The following is a 17,217-nucleotide window of genomic DNA, read 5'->3' as shown; positions in this document are numbered from 1 at the left end:
CGAGACCTTAGGAGCCGGGCCGGGATTCCCACGTCGCCAACCCGACACCCAACACCGAAGGAGGGGGCCCCGCTTAACGCATTCTGCATAAGCGGGGCCCCCTCCTAACACCTGCCTACTTGAGGAAGCGGTCGAGCGCCGCCTCCATGGTGCCGCTGTCCGGCGCCGCGTACGACTTCATCGTCACCTTGTTGTAGGAGATGAAGCTCGGGCAGCGGGCGGCCGGCGCGGTCACGGTGCCGCCGTCGCCGATCTTCTCGCCGGTCTTCGCCGCGTGGAACGTCAGCGTGTACCGCGAGGAGATGTAGTCGACCGTGACGGCCTTGCCGTCGCTGGCCTTGTACTGGCACTTCTTCGGCGTGCCCTCGCTGCCGTCGACCATCTTGAGGCAGCCGATCACCGACACGGTGGCGAAGTCCGCCGACTTGGCGTAGTACGGCTTCTCCGAGCTGAAGGACTTCTGCGACCAGTACGACGGCCGGTCCGGGGAGTTCGAGAAGACGTACGCCTTCGCGTTCGCCGGGCTGGTGTACGGGGCGGCGTTGAGGATCGCCCCGCCGTCGCAGACCGCGGACATCTCGCTGGAGTAGCGGGCGGTCAGCGCGTCGTTGTTGGACGGCTCGTCCGGCCCGGTCGACTCCGGCGCGGACTCGGTCGGGCCGGGCGTCGTGGCGCCGGGGCCGGGAGTCGTGCTGCCGGACGCGATCGGCGTCGGGTCGTCCTTGTCGTCCCCGCCGAACGCGACGTAGGCGAGCCCGCCGCCGCAGCACAGCAGCGTCAGCGTCACCGCACCGGCGGCGAGACCGACGATCAGGCCCTTCTTCGACTTGGCCGGCGGCGGGACCGGCGCGAACGGCGCCGGCGGGGGATAGCCGGGCTGCCCCTGGTACGGCGCACCCGGCTGGGCGCCGAACGGCGCGCCGGAGGCCGGCTGCGTGCCGTAGGGCGCGCCGGACGCGGGCGGCGTGCCGTACGGGGCACCCGACGCCGGCTGCTGGCCGTAGGGCGCGCCGGAGGCCGGCTGCTGGCCGTAGGGCGCGTTGGGGTCGGGCTGGTTGCCCCACGCTCCGGCGTTCGGGTCCGGATAACCTCCGTAGGGAGGGTGATTGTCACTCATCTGAGGTTCTTCCACCTGTCGTCCGTGGTTCCGGCGATCAACCACCCCGCAGCGTAATGACGGGTGCAAATCCGCGATCACCGAAGTTCGATCGGTCTTCACCACCGGTGCCGGGTCCGTTCCGGTGCGTGCCCGCCGCGGTGCGCGGCCCGTCCGGCGACCGCACCCCACCCGGCCGGATCCGTTGCGGCACAACGGATGTCGGCGTCGGGGCCGGTCACCCGAGGGATGCGAAAATGTGACACACGCTACATCGGTAATGCGCTCAGTGTGGGACGGGCACCGTGTCCCGGGCCAGCGCCAGCGCACCGTACAACGCCGAGTCGTCGGCGAAGCGGGAACGCACCACGTCGGGCGGGTGCGGCAGCGCCTCGGTCAGCCGGTCGACGAGCATCCGCCGGATCAGCGCGCTGCGCGTCACGCCGCCGACCAGCACGATCCGCTGCGGATCGAGCAGCAGGCAGCAGGTCACCAGCGTCCGGGCCGCCTCGTCGACGCGGGCGGCCAACGCGTCGCGCGCCGCGCCCGGCGTCTCGGCGGCGGCGGTGAGCCCGGCCGCCCCGTCCGGCACGCCGAGGTCGGCGGCGAGCCGGTCCAGCGCCCGGCCGGAGAAGTCCAGCTCCAGCATCGTCCCCGGCCAGGGCGCGCCGGCCACCGCGTACCCGATCTCGCCGGCCGCGCCGCGATGGCCCGGCAGCACCGCGCCGCCGACCGTCACGGCCGCCGCGATCCCGGTGCCGATGCCCACCACCAGCCCGGGGTCGACGCCGCGCAGCGCGCCCAGCCGCAGCTCGGCCAGCGCGGCGGCGTTCAGGTCGTTGTCCACCGCGACCCGGGGCACGTCCAGCGCGTCGCGGACCGCGTCGGCCAGCCGCAGCCGTTCCCAGCCGGGCACGTTGGGCGCCAGGTCGATGCCGTCCGGGCGGACCACGCCGGGCGACGCCACGCCCGCGGCGGCGAGCGGGCCGCCGACCTCGCCGACCAGGTCCCCGGCGAGCTTCAGCGCCCGGGACAGCGCCTGCGGCGCGCCCTGCTCGGCGTGCGTGGGCACCCGGCGGTGGGCCAGCAGCCGGCCGTCGGCGTCGGACACCCCGACCGCCATCTTCGTGCCGCCGAAGTCGATGCCGAGCAGCAGCCCCGGCGTGCGCGTGCCGGTGCCGGTGCCGGACGGATCGGACAGTCGCACGGTCATCGCGCCCCCAGCTCGGCGGCCACGGCGTCCAGCATGTCGTCCGCCTGACGCAGCAACGCCCGCACGGCGCTCAGCCGGTCGGCGACCGGGTCGAGCGCGGCGGAGAGCGCCCCCACCTGGGTCCGGACCGCGCGGGCGCCCGGACCGTCGGCCTGCGCCCGCTGGAGCACCAGCTCCGGCCGGACCGCGGCGGCGATGAGGTCGGCGACCGCCGTGTCGTCGAGCGCGCCGGTGATCCCGTCGGCGGCGGCGCGGACACCGTCCGGGGTCCAGGTGTCCGGCCCGCCGTCGCGCACCAGCCGGCCGACGAGCGAGTGCGCGGCCCGGAACGGCACGCCGTGGCGGGTCAACGCGTCCGCCGCCGCGGTGGTGGTCGCGCCGGAGGCGACGATCTCCTCCCGGCTGGGCGGGCTCAGCGGCGCGATCTCGGCGAGGAAGCCGCCGACCAGCGTGAAGAACCGCTCGGCGCGGTCGTTGCTCTCCCAGAGCCGCACCTGGACGTCGGTGGTGGCGTTGTTGGAGTCCTCCCACCAGGCGGCGCCCACGTTGTTGAGCACCGACGCGGCGTCCGCCGCGGCCTGCCCGGCGTACGAGACGAGGTGCTCCAGCACCACCGGGTTGCGCTTCTGCGGCATGATGCTGCTGCCCTGGGTGAAGTCCCCCGGTGTGGTGACCCACTGCCAGCTCAGCCAGTCCATCAGCGTGCGGGCCAGCCGGGCGCCGGTGGCCAGCGCCCGCGCGTTGAGCGTGCCGACCCGGACCAGGTGGTCGGCGCCGGCCACCGCCTCGTACGAGTTGGTGACCAGGCCGGCGAAGCCGAGCAGCTCGGCCACCCGGGCCGGGTCGATGTCCAGGTCGGTGCCGGCGAACGCGCAGGAGCCCAGCGGCGAGACGTTGAGCTGGTCGATCACGTCGGCGTACGCGGCGGCCTGGCTGACCAGCGCCTCGGCGTAGCCGGCCAGCGCGTGCCCGATGGTGGTGGGCTGGGCCGGGCGGCGGTGGGTGTAGCCGGTGATCACCACGTCGGCGTACCGGTCGGCCTGGGCCAGCGCGGTGCGGCCGGTGTCCAGCACCCGCTGGAGCACCTCGACGAGCTGGTCGCGCAGCAGCATCCGGAACACGCCGGCGTCCAGGTCGTTGCGGCTGCGGGCGAGCTGCACGTCCAGCTCGGAGGTGGGGATGCCGCACGCCGCCGCGAGCCGCTTCTCCAGCAGGTAGTAGGTGTCCTCGAAGCTGCCGTCGTACGCCGGCAGGGCGGTGGTGTCGGCGCGCAGCTCGGCCAGGCCGCGCAGCAGCCGGGCCCCCCGGTCGGCGGGGATCAGCCGCTGCTCGGTCAGCATCACCACGTGCGCCTGGCTGGCGCGCACCATGGCCGGGTAGAGGTGCCCGACGTGGTGGTCGTAGGTCGGGGCCAGGTGGTGGCGCTGGTAGGTGGTCAGCGTGCTCATCGGGTTTCCTTCCGGTTCGCGGTCAGGCCGAGCAGCCGCTCGGCGTTCCCGGCGAAGATCGCGCGCAGGTGGTCCTCGGACAGGCCCAGCTCGTGGCAGACGCGGAGCTGGTCGTCGAGGTAGCGGGTGACGTAGCCGCGCGGGAACCAGGACGAGTCGCTGCCGTAGACGATGCGCTGCGGGCCGATCGTCTCGTAGGCGCGGCGGAACAGGTCCTCCAGCGTGAGCCGGTACGGCATCCAGCGCACCCACTGGTTCGAGCCGGACGTGTCGATGGAGATGTTGGGGCAGCCCCAGGCGGCGAAGAACAGCTCCTGCACGTGCTGGACGCCGAAGTGCGGCACCACCACGTTCAGCTCGGGGAACCGGCGGGCCATCCGGACCAGCTCGTCCGGGCCGCCGTACCGGCCGACGGGCAGGCCGCCGGCGCTGCCGTAATGACCGATGTGGATCAGCACGGGCACGCCGAGTCGCTGGGCGGTGACCCAGAGCGGATCGAGGTCGGCGTGGTCGAGCGGGCCGCGCAGCAGCGGCGCGAACAGCTTCAGCCCGCGCAGCCCCCGCTCGGTGACCGCACGCTCCAGCTCGGCCGCCGCGTCCGCGCCGTAGGGGTCGTGGTGGGCGAGGCCGAGCAGCAGGTCGGGGTGCCGGTCGATCACGTCGGCGAGCGCGTCGTTGCCGCCGCCGGTGACGAAGACCGCCCGGCGCACCCGCACCGCGCGCAGTTCCTCGGCCCACCGGTCCGCCTCGTCCTGCCAGCGTTCGGCGGGCGGCTCCGGGTCGGGGAAGCTCCAGGCCCGACGCCACTGCCGGGCGTACGGCGCGGACCCGGCGGCCCGCACCTCGCGTTCGTGCGGGCCGCCCGGGTGCATCCCGGCGGCGTCCTCGCAGGCGTGGATCGTCTCGTCGGCGCCGATGCGGAAGTGCAGGTGGAAGTCGACGACGTCAAGTCCCCGGTCGACTGTCACACGTCCTCCTGGGGTAGCGGGTCGGCGGTGGGCGGGGCCGGCAGCGGGGCGGCCACCCAGGCGGCCACGATCTCGCGCAGCCGCGCGCCGGCCGTGGCGCGCACCGTCCGGCCGGCCTGCTCGCTGGCCCGTGACACGTGCCCGGACCAGCCCTGCCACGGGTCGGGCCGCGACTCGACGAGCACGTACGGGTGGGTCACCGGCAGCTTCGGGCGCGGCGGCAGGTCGGTGGCGGCGGCCAGGCGTACCGTCTGCGGCGCGAAGCCGAGCACGCCGGACGTCTCGTACGCGCCGCCGTGCCCGCGGGCGACCACGTCGCCGTAGAGCGCGCCGGTCTCCGCCGGGGTGACCAGTTGGAACCAGTTGACCAGCAGCAGACTGGCGGTGCGCCGCCCGGAGACCCACTCCATGGCGGCCCGCACGGTGGACATGTTGGCGTCGTGGCCGTTGACCACCAGCAGCCGGGGGAAACCGGCCGCCACGATGCCCTCGATCACGTCGGCGAGGTAGCCGACCGCGATCTCCGGCCGGATCGCCACCGTGCCGGGCCAGGGGCGGGTCTGGCCGGGGCAGGCCGCGTACGCGACCGGCGGGAACAGCACGCCGCGCGGGCCGGGCCCGGGCGCGGCGCTCTCGGCGGCGAAGCCCTCGGCGAGGATGAGGTCGGCGCCGAGCGGCAGGTGCGGCCCGTGCCACTCGACGGCGCCGACCGGCAGCACCGCGAAGTCCGCCGCCGCGACGACGTCGGCCAGTTCGCCGCCGGGGACCTCGGCGGCGGGCAGCAGCCCGCCGCCGGCCGGCCACAGCTCGGTCACGCCGTCCACTTCGTCGCCTCCCGGGCGGCCCGGCCGCCGTTCTGCAGGCGGCCGGAGACCACCATCACCACGAAGATCAACACAACCTGGAGCATGCCGTACGCGGCGGCGGTGCCGACCTCGAACGAGTACATCCGGTTGTTGATCTCCACGGAGATCGGCGCGGTCTCCGACGTGTAGATGAGCACCGAGGCGACGAACTCGCCGACGCCGTTGACGAACGCGAGCAGCGCGCCGGCCAGCACGCCCGGCAGCATCAGCCGCAGCGTGACCGTGCCGAACGCCCGCGCCCAGGACGCACCGAGGTTGCGGGCGGCCTCCTCCAGCGACGGGTCGAGCTGGGCCAGCGTGGCCGAGCTGGACCGGAACACCAGCGGCAGGAACCGCACGAAGTACGCCAGCGGCATGATCCAGAACGTGCCGATCAGCACCTGGCCGAAACTGAACGCGTTGCCGGTGCTGAACGCCGAGATCAGGTTGATCGCCACCACCGTGCCGGGCAGCGCCCAGGCCAACATGACCGCGACGTCGAGCAGGCCACGGCCGCGGAAGTCGAGCCGGCGCACCGCGTACGCGATGAGCACGCCGACCACGACGCAGCCGACGGTGGCCAGCAGGCTCATCTGGAGCGAGTTGACGATCGGCCGGTACGCGTCCGGGTCGGAGAAGATGGTGACGAAGTTCTGCGTGGTGTAGCCGGACGGGATCACCTCGGTGGTCCACGTCCCGTCCTCGGAGAACGCCACCAGCGCGATGGTCGCCACCGGGGCGAGCAGCACCACCACGGCGAGCAGCGAGGCGGCCAGCGCCAGCCAGCGGGCGAACGGGTTGGTCAGCTCGCGGCGGTGGCTGGCCACGCCCTTGGACTGGGAACGGTAGCTGCGCCGCCCCTCGTACCAGCGCATGCCGAGCAGGAACAGCACCGACACCACCGCGAGCACCGACGCGTAGGTCGAGGCCATCGGCAGGTCGCCGTTGGTGCGGTTGATGTAGATCTGCATGGTCATCGTGCGGTCCACCCCGAACAGCAGCGGAGCGGTGTACGACGCCAGCGACGTCATGAAGACCAGCAGCGACGCGGAGACCAGCGCCGGGGTGAGCATCGGCAGCAGCACGGTCCGCCACACCCGCACCCGGCCGGCGCCCAGGTTGTAGGCGGCCTCCTCCACCGACGGGTCCATGCCCATGAGCGCGGCGGACGTGGCCAGGTAGAAGAACGGGTACATGGTGAACGTGTGCACCACCAGCACGCCGGCGATACCGCTGAACGGCAGCACCGGGTTCTCGGTGCCGAGGAGCTGTTGCAGCGCCCGGGGCAGGATGCCGGTCTCGCTGTAGAGGAGCTGGAACGAGATCGCCCCGATCAGCGGCGGCAGCGCCGCCGGCACCAGGATGATCGCCTCGATGAGCCGCCGGCCGGGGAACGAGAACCGCTTCAGCAGGAACGCCATGGCCACGCCGACGACGCCGCACAGGAACACGCTCGCGGCGCTGATCATCAGCGAGGTGAGCAGCGCGGAGCGGGCCACGCCGTCGCCGGTGAGGAAGCTGGCCCAGTTCTCCGGGCCGTCCACCCCGACGCTCTCGCCGAACGTGGCGAGCATCGGCTGCACCACGTAACCGAAGAGGACCAGCGCCAGCGGGAACACCAGCAGGTACGGGAACCAGCGCGAGTTGGCGTTGAGCTGCGGGCGGCGGGACCGCCGGCCGCCCGGAGGCGTCGGGTCCTCGGTGATCGGCGGGACGGTGGCCGCGCTCGGGGTCGCGGGGATGGTGCTCATGCACCCACCACCCACATCCGCTCCGGCGGCAGGCGCAGCCCGACCTGGTCGCCCACGGCCAGCCCGGCCGGGACGTCGATCGCGGCCACCTGCACCGGCTCGCCGGCCACGTCGACCAGCAGGTTGGTGGCCATGCCGGTGAACTCCAGCTCGGTGACCCGGCCGGGCAGCGCGCCCTCGTCGGTGGCCGAACCGAGCGTGATGTGCTCGGGGCGCACGCTGACCAGCGCGGTGCCGCCCTCGCGGAGCCCGTGCTCGGCGGGCGCGGCGACCGGGACCTCCCAGCCGCCGGGCAGCGCCACGGTCACGCGCTCCGGGCCGGCGGTCACCACCGGCAGGCTGAGCACGTTGCTGCGGCCGATGAACCGGGCCACGAACGAGGTGGCCGGCCGGTGGTAGATCTCCTGCGGCGTGCCGACCTGCCGGACCCGGCCGGACTCCATCACCGCGATCCGGTCCGACATGGCCATCGCCTCGGCCTGGTCGTGGGTGACGTAGAGCGCGGTGGTGCCGGACTCCTTCTGGATCCGGCGGATCTCGACCCGGGTCTCCTCGCGCAGCTTGGCGTCGAGGTTGGACAGCGGCTCGTCGAGCAGCAGCGTGCGCGGCCGGATCACCAGCGCCCGGGCCAACGCGACGCGCTGCTGCTGGCCGCCGGAGAGCTGGTCGATGCGGCGGTCGCCGTACCCGGCGAGGTGGACCTGCCCGAGCGCCTCGTCGATGCGACGCTTCGCCTCGGCCCGGCCGACCTTGCGGATCTTCAGGCCGTACGCGACGTTCTGGGCGACGCTCAGGTGCGGGAAGAGCGCATAGTTCTGGAACACCATGCCGGTGTCGCGCTTGTTCGGCGGCCGGTTGGTGACGTCCTCGGTGCCGAACCGGATCCGGCCCGAGCTGGGGAAGTAGAAGCCGGCGACCATGCGCAGGGTGGTGGTCTTGCCGCAGCCGCTCGGGCCGAGCAGGGTGAAGAACTCCCCCGCGCCGATGCGGAGGTCGACGTCGTCGACCGCCGCGGTGTCGCCGGCACGCGGGAAGCGCTTGCTCACCGACTCCAGCGTGACATCGATCATGATGTCTCTCCTTGCGTCCGGTAACCGGATCGGACCGGTGACGGGGTGGGTGGTGGTACGGGACGGCGACGGCGGGACGCCGGGTGCGCGCGGCACCCGGCGTCCCGGCCGGTCAGCCCTTGTTCTTGATCTGGCTGTTCCAGTGGTTGATCCACTCGGTCTCGTTCTTGCCGATCACGTCCCAGTCGACGTCCAGCGGCTTGAGGTTGAGCTGGGCCAGCCACTCCGGCTTCTCCGCGATGTCCACGGCCGGGATCTGGTAGTAGTCCTTGGCCAGCTCGGCGCGGAGCGAGTCGTCGAAGAGGAACTCCAGGAACTTCTGCGCGCCCTCGCTGTTGCCGCCCTTGACCTGGGCCAGACCGTCGACCAGCACCGGGGCGCCGGAGCTCGGCATCACGTAGCCGAACGGCATGTTGGCCTGGTTGGCCTGGAGCAGGATGTCCTGGAGGTTCCAGGCGCTCAGCGTGCCCTGCTGACGGGACAGCTTGAGGTACAGGTCGGTGGGGTTGGCGGCGTACGCGCCGGTGTTGGCGTCGAGCTTCTTCAGCCAGTCGTAGCCGGGCTGCGGGTTGCTGCCGTCCGGCGACTGCCGCACGATCATCGCGGAGTAGATCGACCGCATGGTGCCGGACGCGGCCACGTCCCGGATGATGATCTTGTCCTTGAACTCCGGCTTCAGCAGGTCGTCCCAGTCCTTCGGGGCCTGCTCCGGGGTGAGCGCCTTGTTGTTGTACATGATGACCTCGGGCAGCAGGATCTCGCCGAACCACCGGCCCTGCGGGTCCTTGTACTTCTCGTCCATCTTGTCGGCGAACGACGGCTTCCAGCCGGTGAGCAGGTCCTCGGACGCGCCCGACGCGAGACCCTGCTGGGTGCCGCCCCACCAGACGTCGGCCTGCGGGTTGGCCTTCTCCGCCCGGACCCGCTCCAGGATCTCCTGGGCGCCCAGGTTGAGCACCTCGACCTTGCCCTTGTACTCGGGGTACTTGGCGGTGAACTTGTCGACGACGAAGGTGGTCACCTTCTTGTCGCGGGCCGAGTAGATCGTCAGCTTCTCGGCCTCGCCGGAGCCGGAGCCGGAGTCACCGGAGCCGCCGCCGCAGGCGGTGCCGGCGGCGAGGACGGTGGCGAGCGCACCGGCGAGCAGGAGTCGACGTCTCATGGGGTACCTCCGAGGGGTGTTGTGGGGGGTGGAGCGGTCAGGGAGCGGGTAGCAGGGTGGACAGGCCGGACGCGGCGGCCGACAGCGCGTAGCTGACCGCGCCGTGCAGCACCGCCTGGTCGCCGAGGACCGCGCGGCGGACCTCGGTCGGGCTGGGCGCACCGGCGGACACCAGCGTCTGGAGCCGGTCCACGGCGGCGTCGTCGAGATCGGCCGCGGCGCCGCTGAGCAGCACCCGGCCCGGGTCGATCACGCAGGCGCAGGAGACGATGAGCCGGGCCCAGGCGGTGAGCACCTCGGCCAGGTACGCGCCGGCCCGCTCGTCGGTGGCGGCCAGCTCGACGAGCGCCCGTACCGGCGCGGCCGGCCGGCGGCCCGGGGCCAGGGCCACCACCCGCTCGGCGATGGCGCCGGCCGACCAGCGGGCCTCGAACGGGCCGATGCCGTCGTGCCCCCGGTCGGCCGGGTCGAGCGGCAGGAAGCCCACCTCGCCGGCCGCGCCGCCGGAGCCGCGACGGACCTGCCCGTCCAGCACCAGCCCGGCGCCGATACCGTCGGCGACGTGCAGCAGGAGCAGGTCGGCGACGTCGGTCCCGGCGCCGGCCGCGTGCTCACCGGCGGCCATCAGGTTCACGTCGTTGTCGACCACCACCGGCACGCCGAGCCGCCGCTGCACCGACTCCCCCACCGGGCGCGCCTCGACCAGCCCGACCGAGGGGGCGAGCCGGACCGCGCCGCCGGTGGAGACGCCGGGCGCGGCGATGGCCACGCCCCGCAGCGCGGGCAGCCCGTCGCCGGCCAGTTCCGGCACGGCGGTGCAGATCAGGTCGACGATGTCGCCGGTACGCCGCACCGTGCGGTGGGCGATGACGGCGCCGTCGCTGTCGGCGATCTCGCAGCTGATCCGGGCCGGTTCCAGCGCGACGGCGGCGACCAGCTCGGCGCGGGGGTTGAACTCGAGGATGGCGCGGGGACGGCCGGCGCGGGAGGCGCCGGGGCCGCGCTCGATCAGGTAGCCCTCGGCAATCAGGTCCCGCACCAGCGGGGTGAGCGTGGCGGGGCTCAGCCCGGTCAGCTCGGTCAGCTCGGCACGGGACAGCACCCGGGCGGAGCGGGCCGCGGAGATCACGCTGCTGCGCTTGATCTCCTTGGACCGCTCCCGGCTCACCGGGCTCGTCGGTGGGGTCACCACGTCTGTCACACTTCCTTCCTACGGCGAACGAACTATTGCGTCAAGTCACGATCTGGTCTCGCGGGCTCGGCACCCCGACCCGCGAACTGGACAAATGGCAGCGATGAACGCGTCCGGACGGGGCCGGTTCCGCCGATGCCACCACCTCGGCACCCACGATCAACCCGCCTTTAGTTCGCGTCACGAAGAAATGCCGTCGCGCCCTTCTCGTGAGCGCCGTGATGACCCTGCCATTGAGGACAGTCACCCTTCCGGCCGGGGCGTCGACCAGCCGCCGGCAACTCTCCGGCGCCCGGCGCCTGTCGAGCTGAGAGCAGAAACGACTCACCGGCCGCGCCCTCGACCGAACCCCTGTGGGTGCACCTGTTGTCGCTCCCGCGACAACAAACGCACCCAGAGCCCTCACTCGTCGCCGCCCCCGCAGCGCGAGACGGGGCGGGGCGGTCCGCAAGTCACCTACAGTCGGGCCATGCGGACCGACACGGCCGGGACAGCCGAACCAGCGGCAGGTTCACGTCAGGCGCGGCGGACCGTCGGGCGCGCGCCCGTCCGGGCCGTCTACCCCGGCACGTTCGATCCCGTCACGCCCGGACACCTGGACGTGGTGGACCGGGCGCGCGGCCTCTTCGACGAGGTGGTCGTGCTCGTCGCGGTCAACGGGGACAAACAGCCGGGCAGCGGCGAGGAGCAGCGGGCCGCCGCCGTCCGGGCCGCCCTACCGGCCGGGTGGACCACGGTCACCGTGGCGGCGTGGCGCGGGTTGACCGCCGACTACTGCCGTCGCCACGGCGCGGAAGTCATCGTTCGCGGCGTGCGGAACGCCACCGACCTCCAGGCCGAACAGCGGCTCGCCGGGATGAACCAGTCGTTGGGCGTCCCCACCGTCTTCCTGCCGACACGGCCCGAACTGGCCGCCACATCGTCCACGGCAGCGCGCACGCGAGGAACGGCACCCGCGTAGCCGGCCCTCGCCTCGCCCCGTCTTCGCGGAAGCTGGACTTCAGCTTCCACCGTCTGAGACGTCTGGGGATCTTGGAAGAAAACGGCCCCGATCGTCCTGCTCGAAGGTGAGCAACGCGAAGCCGCTGCTGTCCGCCAGGTGTGCGCCGGCCTCGAAGCGCAGCACCTGGATGCTGACGCTCGACAGGCGGCTCAACTCGACCAGGTGGTCGAGTTGTTCACGCAGCACGTCCGGGCCACCGACCTCGGTCCCCAGCGACGCCTCGAAGAGGATGGCATGCATCCGCAGCGGCGTCGGCTGCCGACGCCGGATCGCGCCCGCCGAGGTCCGGTGCCGGCGGTCGCGCGTACCCTGCTCGCCGACATCACCCGGCGCGACCCGGCGGCGGCCGACGTCGCCCGGCTCGCGGCGCTCGTCGGCCTGACCCGCTGAGCGTCGTCGCGCGGCGGTGACCGAGCGTGTACCGAGTTCCGGAACCGTCGGCCGGCCCACCACCCCGACCACCCCTTAATGGCGTTCGTCCATATTGACGGATATCACCGGCAGCGGCAGACTCCCGACCACCACCACCCCCTGATCCCGCTCCGGGAGGGCGCCATGAACCGTCCCCACCTGCCGCTGAGGCGTACGGCCGCACGACTGGCCGCGCTCGCCGCGGCCACCGCCGGCGTGCTGCTCGCCGTCACCGCGCCCGCCAACGCCGCCGTGCCCGCCGGGCGCTACGTGGCGCTCGGCGACTCGTACACCGCCGGCCCGCTGATCCCCACCCAGGTCGACCTGAACTGCCTGCGGTCGAACCGCAACTACCCGACGCTCGTCGCCGCGTCCGCCGGGTCGTCGTCGTTCGCGGACGTGAGCTGCTCCGGCGCCACCACCGACGACATCCTGTACGGCGGCGACGGCCAGCTCGGCATCAACCTGCCGCCGCAGCTCAACGCCGTCACGTCGGCCACGGCGCTGGTGACGGTGCAGATCGGCGGCAACGACATCGGGTTCTCCGGGATCATCAGCGACTGCGCGGAGGCGAGCGTGAGCAGCCCGCTCGGCTCGCCGTGCAAGAACCGGTTCACCGCCGGCGGCACCGACCAGCTCCGGGCCCGGATCGCCGCCACCGTGCCGAAGGTGACCAGCGTGCTGCGCTCGGTCCGGCAGGCCGCGCCGAACGCGCGGGTCGTGGTGCTCGGCTACCCGGCGATCCTGCCCGACAGCGGGTACGGCTGCTGGCCGGTGGTGCCGATCGCCTACCAGGACGTGCCGTACCTGCGCGGGGTGGAGAAGGCGCTGAACAGCATGCTGGCCGACACCGCGGCGGCCAACGGCGCGAGCTACGCCGACGTCTACACCCCGTCGATCGGCAAGGACGCGTGCAAGAGCAGCGGCACCCGCTGGGTGGAGGGCCTGGTGCCGCAGAACGCGGCCGCGCCGTTCCACCCGAACGCCCGGGGCGAGCAGGGCATGGCCACCGCGCTGCTGGCCCACCTGAACTGAGTCGCGCCACCCGTCGAGCCGGTCCCGCCAGCGTGGCGGGGCCGGCTCGTCGCCGCTCGACGAACCCCGACCGCTGGCGAATATTTTCGCCCGGAAGAGTAGGGGCGAAGGGTATCGACAGGACGGCCCGCGCCGGGATAGCGTGCCCGCACTCACATCCGTCGATCGATCGGATGCCGAGCGCCGTCGCCCGAAGGAGCGCCATGCCCACGTCCCGATCCGTCCGTCTGCGGCGCCGAGGTCTGCTCGGCATCCCGGCCCTGGTGACCGCCGCGCTGACCATGGTCGCCCGTCCCGACGCGGCCGTCGCCGCGCCGAAGGCCGAGTGCCTGGCCGACCTGCTCCAGGAGCGGTGATGGCCACCATTCCCTGGCTGGTGGACGTGCTGCGGGTCGCCGGCGTGCAGGTCGTCGTGGAGGGCGACTGGCTCAACCGGGCCCGCCCCGGCTCGTTCGACCCGATCGGCGTGCTGTGGCACCACACCGCGGCCACCTCCAGCGCCACCAACCCGCACCCGGCGCTCAACATCTGCATCAACGGTCGTCCCGACCTGGCCGGCCCGCTCTGCCAGGCGCTCGTCGACTACCACGGCGTGTTCCACGTGATCTCCGCCGGCCGGTGCAACCACGCCGGTGTCAGCGGCGGCAGCGGGCCGATCCCGGCCGGCGACGGCAACACCCTGATGATCGGGTGGGAGATCGACTACAACGGCGTGGACCAGCGGATGACCACCGCGCAGTACACCGCCAGCGTCGCCGCCACCGCCGCCGTGCTCACCCGGCTCGGCAAGGACTCCAGCTACGCCCGTGGGCACCGGGAGACCAGCACCACCGGCAAGATCGACCCGTCCTTCATCGACCTGAACACGATGCGGGCCGACGTCGCGGCGAAGATGTCCGGCGGTGCTGGCGGCTGGTCCGCGATCGTGGACAACGCGACCGCCGGCCGATTCTCGGCCAGCGGCAACTGGGGCGTCTCGTCGTTCTCCGGGCAGCGCTACGGCGCCGACTACCGCTACGCCGACCCGGTCGCCGCCAGCGACGCCGCCTGGTACAAGTTCAACGTCCCGCGCACCGGCAACTACCGGGTCGAGGCGTGGTGGCCGGCGAACGCGGGCTACAACGCCTCGACGCCGTACGTCGTGGCCACCACCACCGGCAACCGGACCGTCTACGTCGACCAGCGGGCGACCGGCGGGCAGTGGCGCAGCCTCGGCACGTTCACGCTGGCCGCCGGTGACACCGACCGGGTGGCGGTGAGCCGGTGGAGTTCCGCCGCCGGCCTGATCATCGCCGACGCGGTCCGGCTCACCGAGGTCTGACCGGGTCGCCTGCCGGGGCGGCGGCCTCGAACCGTTCGCGGGTGAGGAACGCCAACTGGGCGCGCTTGCCCGGCAGGTCGATCTCGTCGACCAGTTCGAAGCCCTCGGTGCGCAGTCGACGCAGCGCGGCCTCGTTGCGCACGTCCGGCTCGGCCACCACCCGCCGGGCGGCCGGGTCGCGCAGCAGGAACCGGATCAGCGCCGGGACGACGGCCGAGGTGAGGCCGCGCGCGTACCGCCGGGGTGGGTTGAGCAGCAGGTGCATGCCGACGTCGCCGGGGCGGACCGGGTAGCGCTCCCCCACCGGGTCCGCCTCCGGCCGGTAGGTCTGGAACAGGCCGACCGGCTCGTCGTCCAGCATGATCAGGTACGCGTGGTGGGTGTCCAACCCGTCCAGGAACGCGTAGACCTCGCGCACCTCGTCGCGGGTGTGCGCGCCCATCCCCCAGAACCGGTTGCGGGGCAACGTGACCCAGCCGTGCAGCAGCTCGGCGTGAAGGTCCGGGCGCACCGGCGCCAACGCCAGCGCGCCGAGGTCGGGGTCGCGCTCCAGCGGGATCGTCATGGTGTCGTCCTTCGGCAGAGGGTCGGCGGGCACCGGGATCAGCGTCCCGGCGGCCCAGTGCGGAAACTGGTCGGTGAAGTGCGGATGGCCGGGCCGCCCGGACGCGCCGAACGGGACGATCCAGCGGCTGGCCGCCCGGTCGGTCAGGTCCCAGACGTAGCGGGCGACCGGGCCCCGCCAGCAGGTGTCGGAGACGCCGGGCACACCGGACGTGGCCAGCACGCAGTCGGTGTCCCCGCCGAGCGCGGCTCGCTCCCGCATCGCCGTCACGGCGGCCGAGGTCCCGGCGGCCACGCCCAGGTGCAGCGGGTGCGGCAGGTGCCGGCGACCCCACGGCTCGGGCGGCGGCCCGGCGGCCACCTCGACCAGCGCGTCGACGCCCAGCGACACGACGTCGACGCCGGGCTCCTCGACGAGGTGGTCCAGGGCCAGGCCGATCCGGGTCGCCGGGTCGGTCCAGGGGGTGAACAGCTCGTCGTACCCGGACGGCTCGTGCAACGCCCGCAGCGACGGGTGGGCGATCAACCGGCGGGCGAGCGCGGCCCGCCAGGCCGCGTACGCCCCGGCGTCGGGCGAGTCGGCCGCCATCTCGCGGTTCCAGGCCAGCAGCCGGTCGCACAGCGCGCGGGCCGGCGCGCCGAGCCCGACGGCGTCGAGCCGGCGCAGCAGCCGGTACGTCGGGGTCACCGGGAGGCGGGCGTCGGTGTGCACTGTGGACGCCTCGACGCCGTCGGCGAGCAGGGCGCGGATCCGCCGGGCGCGGTGCGGCGGCGCGAAGTCGACCCCGTGCGCGGCGACGTCCGGGCGGCGGTCGTTGGCGCAGACCGCGACGCCGTCGCCCGCCCGGCTCGCGTGAGCGGCACCACCTGTCGCCACCGTCTCGTCCACCATCGGCAGGTGGTCGCCACGCCAGTGCAGTCGCGGGTCCCAGCCGGGCACGGGCTCGCGGCGGCAGCGGTCGTCGCGCACCGGGACCAGGCCGGCGACCAGGCGACGGACCGTGCCGCCGGAGTCAGCGACGAGCACGCTGTTGACCGGCTCGACCCAGGCGCGCAGCGCGTCCGCGACGTCGGCGGCGTGGCGGGCGCGCAGCAGCGGCAGCAGCGCCTCGAACCCGAGGCGGGCCTCGACGCGGCTCGGCGTGCGCAGGCTGAGCGCCTCGCCGGTGACCCGGTCGTGGTCGACGACCGGGCCGCGCGGCGTCTCCACGATCTCGACGCGTTCGGCGGGACCGCCGCGCACCTCGATCTCCTCGACATGCCGCGCGACCGGCACCCAACCGGCGGCGTCGCGCGCGAGCAGCCGGTCGCCGTCGCGGCGGAGCTGTTCGCGGTAGACGTCCTGGTAGTCGGCCATCGCGTTGGTGACGGCCCAGGCGACCCCGCCGGCATGCCCGAAGTGCGGCAACCCGGGTACGCCGGGAAAGGCCAGCCCGACCACGTCGAACTCCGGGCAGGCGAGCCGGATCTGCTGGTAGACGCCGGGTAGTTCGAGCAGCCGGTGTGGGTCACCGGCGATCAGCGGGCCGCGTCCGGTGGCCGGGTCGGCGGGCAGCGCCCAGGCGTTGCTGCCGGCGGACGACGGCCCCTCCACCGCGAACCGGCCGACCGCGTCCGGGCCGAGCGTGCGGGCGACGTGCGCGTGCCAGAGCTTGTTCGGGAACGTGGCGAACAGCGCGTGCTGAACCAGGAACACGCCGAGCGGCGTCCACGGCCGCCACGGCTCCGGCGCGCTGCCGGTGGCGGCGAACTCGGGCGCGGCGGCGGCCCCCTCGGCGAGCCCGTCGTTGACGCCGTCGACGTACGCCGCGACCCACCGGCGGGTGGCCCTGTCGAGTCGGTCGTGGCAGCGGCGGGCGGTGTCGTCCAGGCGGGCGCGCCTGGCGAACCGGTCCCAGGGCAGCTCCGCCGCGCCGACGTGGGCGGCGAGCCGGCCCTCGGCCCGCCACCGTTCGACGCTGAGCTGCCAGGCCCGGTCGTCCGCGGTGACGCGGCCCTGGAGGTACGCGAGCGCGTCCACGTCGTCGGCCCACAGCTGCGGTACGCCCCACCGGTCGCGTTCGACACGCATCCGACCACCCCTCCTTGATAGTTAGGTGAGCCTAACCTAATCTGACTGCCGCGTGGCCGTCGCCGCG

General features: G+C 73.5%; 16 protein-coding genes and 1 pseudogene. 5 read left to right on the top strand and 12 right to left on the bottom strand.

Annotation, left to right across the window (positions count from 1 at the left end; genetic code table 11):
* Positions 1-115: 115 nt before the first annotated feature.
* From C8054_RS14420 to C8054_RS14380, 9 genes are all read right to left on the bottom strand, one after another.
* Positions 116-1,117, bottom strand: a complete 1,002-nt coding sequence (locus C8054_RS14420; RefSeq protein WP_107157316.1) for a hypothetical protein — start codon at positions 1,115-1,117, stop codon at positions 116-118.
* Between the two features lie 265 nt (positions 1,118-1,382).
* A complete protein-coding gene (locus C8054_RS14415) occupies positions 1,383-2,309 on the bottom strand; it encodes an ROK family protein (protein WP_107157315.1) in 927 nt (308 codons plus the stop codon).
* On the bottom strand, positions 2,306-3,757 hold the full coding sequence (locus tag C8054_RS14410; RefSeq protein WP_107157314.1) for an argininosuccinate lyase: 1,452 nt from the start codon (positions 3,755-3,757) through the stop codon (positions 2,306-2,308). Before C8054_RS14410 ends, C8054_RS14415 begins: the two co-directional genes overlap by 4 nt.
* Positions 3,754-4,725, bottom strand: a complete 972-nt coding sequence (locus tag C8054_RS14405) for an amidohydrolase family protein (protein WP_199199755.1) — start codon at positions 4,723-4,725, stop codon at positions 3,754-3,756. The genes C8054_RS14410 and C8054_RS14405 overlap by 4 nt, the downstream gene beginning before the upstream one ends.
* Positions 4,722-5,540: a creatininase family protein gene (locus C8054_RS14400; RefSeq protein WP_233219636.1), complete on the bottom strand. Its 819-nt coding sequence runs from the start codon at positions 5,538-5,540 to the stop codon at positions 4,722-4,724. Before C8054_RS14400 ends, C8054_RS14405 begins: the two co-directional genes overlap by 4 nt.
* A complete protein-coding gene (locus C8054_RS14395; RefSeq protein ID WP_107157312.1) occupies positions 5,537-7,321 on the bottom strand; it encodes an iron ABC transporter permease in 1,785 nt (594 codons plus the stop codon). The genes C8054_RS14400 and C8054_RS14395 overlap by 4 nt, the downstream gene beginning before the upstream one ends.
* Positions 7,318-8,391: an ABC transporter ATP-binding protein gene (locus C8054_RS14390; protein WP_107157311.1), complete on the bottom strand. Its 1,074-nt coding sequence runs from the start codon at positions 8,389-8,391 to the stop codon at positions 7,318-7,320. The genes C8054_RS14395 and C8054_RS14390 overlap by 4 nt, the downstream gene beginning before the upstream one ends.
* Positions 8,392-8,503: 112 nt before the next feature.
* Complete coding sequence (locus C8054_RS14385; protein WP_107157310.1) at positions 8,504-9,553, bottom strand: extracellular solute-binding protein; 1,050 nt, start codon at positions 9,551-9,553, stop codon at positions 8,504-8,506.
* 37 nt (positions 9,554-9,590) lie between these two features.
* Positions 9,591-10,754, bottom strand: a complete 1,164-nt coding sequence (locus C8054_RS14380; protein ID WP_107157309.1) for an ROK family protein — start codon at positions 10,752-10,754, stop codon at positions 9,591-9,593.
* Between the two features lie 460 nt (positions 10,755-11,214).
* Between C8054_RS14380 and coaD the strand changes: the two genes are divergently transcribed.
* Positions 11,215-11,706 carry a pantetheine-phosphate adenylyltransferase gene (coaD, locus tag C8054_RS14375; RefSeq protein WP_107157308.1) on the top strand — a complete coding sequence of 164 codons (492 nt, stop codon included), beginning with the start codon at positions 11,215-11,217 and terminating at the stop codon, positions 11,704-11,706.
* A 39-nt stretch (positions 11,707-11,745) separates the two neighbouring features.
* On the opposite strand, the gene C8054_RS14370 is transcribed toward coaD, so the two are convergent.
* Positions 11,746-11,994 (bottom strand): Scr1 family TA system antitoxin-like transcriptional regulator, encoded by a 249-nt coding sequence (locus tag C8054_RS14370; RefSeq protein WP_233219646.1) that lies wholly within the window; start codon positions 11,992-11,994, stop codon positions 11,746-11,748.
* On the opposite strand from C8054_RS14370, the gene C8054_RS14365 reads away from it, so the two are divergent.
* From C8054_RS14365 to C8054_RS14355, 4 genes are all read left to right on the top strand, one after another.
* Positions 11,983-12,138, top strand: a complete 156-nt coding sequence (locus C8054_RS14365) for a hypothetical protein (protein ID WP_233219648.1) — start codon at positions 11,983-11,985, stop codon at positions 12,136-12,138. The two genes, C8054_RS14370 and C8054_RS14365, sit on opposite strands and share 12 nt — an antisense overlap.
* Positions 12,139-12,303: 165 nt before the next feature.
* The gene (locus C8054_RS14360; RefSeq protein WP_107157306.1) at positions 12,304-13,194 is read left to right on the top strand and encodes an SGNH/GDSL hydrolase family protein; all 891 of its coding nucleotides are present in this window, start codon (positions 12,304-12,306) and stop codon (positions 13,192-13,194) included.
* A gap of 203 nt (positions 13,195-13,397) precedes the next feature.
* Positions 13,398-13,550 carry a hypothetical protein gene (locus C8054_RS32290; RefSeq protein ID WP_199199754.1) on the top strand — a complete coding sequence of 51 codons (153 nt, stop codon included), beginning with the start codon at positions 13,398-13,400 and terminating at the stop codon, positions 13,548-13,550.
* The gene (locus C8054_RS14355) at positions 13,550-14,515 is read left to right on the top strand and encodes an N-acetylmuramoyl-L-alanine amidase (protein ID WP_107157305.1); all 966 of its coding nucleotides are present in this window, start codon (positions 13,550-13,552) and stop codon (positions 14,513-14,515) included. Before C8054_RS32290 ends, C8054_RS14355 begins: the two co-directional genes overlap by 1 nt.
* Here C8054_RS14355 and C8054_RS32755 read toward each other — a convergent pair.
* Positions 14,502-15,080 carry a GNAT family N-acetyltransferase gene (locus C8054_RS32755; protein ID WP_233219645.1) on the bottom strand — a complete coding sequence of 193 codons (579 nt, stop codon included), beginning with the start codon at positions 15,078-15,080 and terminating at the stop codon, positions 14,502-14,504. The genes C8054_RS14355 and C8054_RS32755 overlap by 14 nt on opposite strands.
* Positions 15,081-15,113: 33 nt before the next feature.
* Positions 15,114-17,150 (bottom strand): annotated as a pseudogene (locus C8054_RS14350) (penicillin acylase family protein); the annotation flags it as partial.
* Positions 17,151-17,217: the final 67 nt, after the last annotated feature.

This window comes from Micromonospora sp. RP3T (assembly GCF_003027925.1).
GTDB lineage: Bacteria > Actinomycetota > Actinomycetes > Mycobacteriales > Micromonosporaceae > Micromonospora.
Note: the sequence above shows the minus strand (reverse complement) of the source record. Positions and strands in the feature narration are given on the sequence as shown.

Coding starts and splice junctions, on each gene's coding strand:
- C8054_RS14415 (WP_107157315.1), bottom strand. CDS start 2,309: ATGACCGTGCGACTGTCCGATCCGTCCGGCACCGGCACCGGCACGCGC.
- C8054_RS14420 (WP_107157316.1), bottom strand. CDS start 1,117: ATGAGTGACAATCACCCTCCCTACGGAGGTTATCCGGACCCGAACGCC.
- C8054_RS14390 (WP_107157311.1), bottom strand. CDS start 8,391: ATGATCGATGTCACGCTGGAGTCGGTGAGCAAGCGCTTCCCGCGTGCC.
- coaD (WP_107157308.1), top strand. CDS start 11,215: ATGCGGACCGACACGGCCGGGACAGCCGAACCAGCGGCAGGTTCACGT.
- C8054_RS14355 (WP_107157305.1), top strand. CDS start 13,550: ATGGCCACCATTCCCTGGCTGGTGGACGTGCTGCGGGTCGCCGGCGTG.
- C8054_RS32755 (WP_233219645.1), bottom strand. CDS start 15,080: ATGACGATCCCGCTGGAGCGCGACCCCGACCTCGGCGCGCTGGCGTTG.
- C8054_RS14365 (WP_233219648.1), top strand. CDS start 11,983: ATGCATCCGCAGCGGCGTCGGCTGCCGACGCCGGATCGCGCCCGCCGA.
- C8054_RS14395 (WP_107157312.1), bottom strand. CDS start 7,321: ATGAGCACCATCCCCGCGACCCCGAGCGCGGCCACCGTCCCGCCGATC.
- C8054_RS32290 (WP_199199754.1), top strand. CDS start 13,398: ATGCCCACGTCCCGATCCGTCCGTCTGCGGCGCCGAGGTCTGCTCGGC.
- C8054_RS14410 (WP_107157314.1), bottom strand. CDS start 3,757: ATGAGCACGCTGACCACCTACCAGCGCCACCACCTGGCCCCGACCTAC.
- C8054_RS14360 (WP_107157306.1), top strand. CDS start 12,304: ATGAACCGTCCCCACCTGCCGCTGAGGCGTACGGCCGCACGACTGGCC.
- C8054_RS14385 (WP_107157310.1), bottom strand. CDS start 9,553: ATGAGACGTCGACTCCTGCTCGCCGGTGCGCTCGCCACCGTCCTCGCC.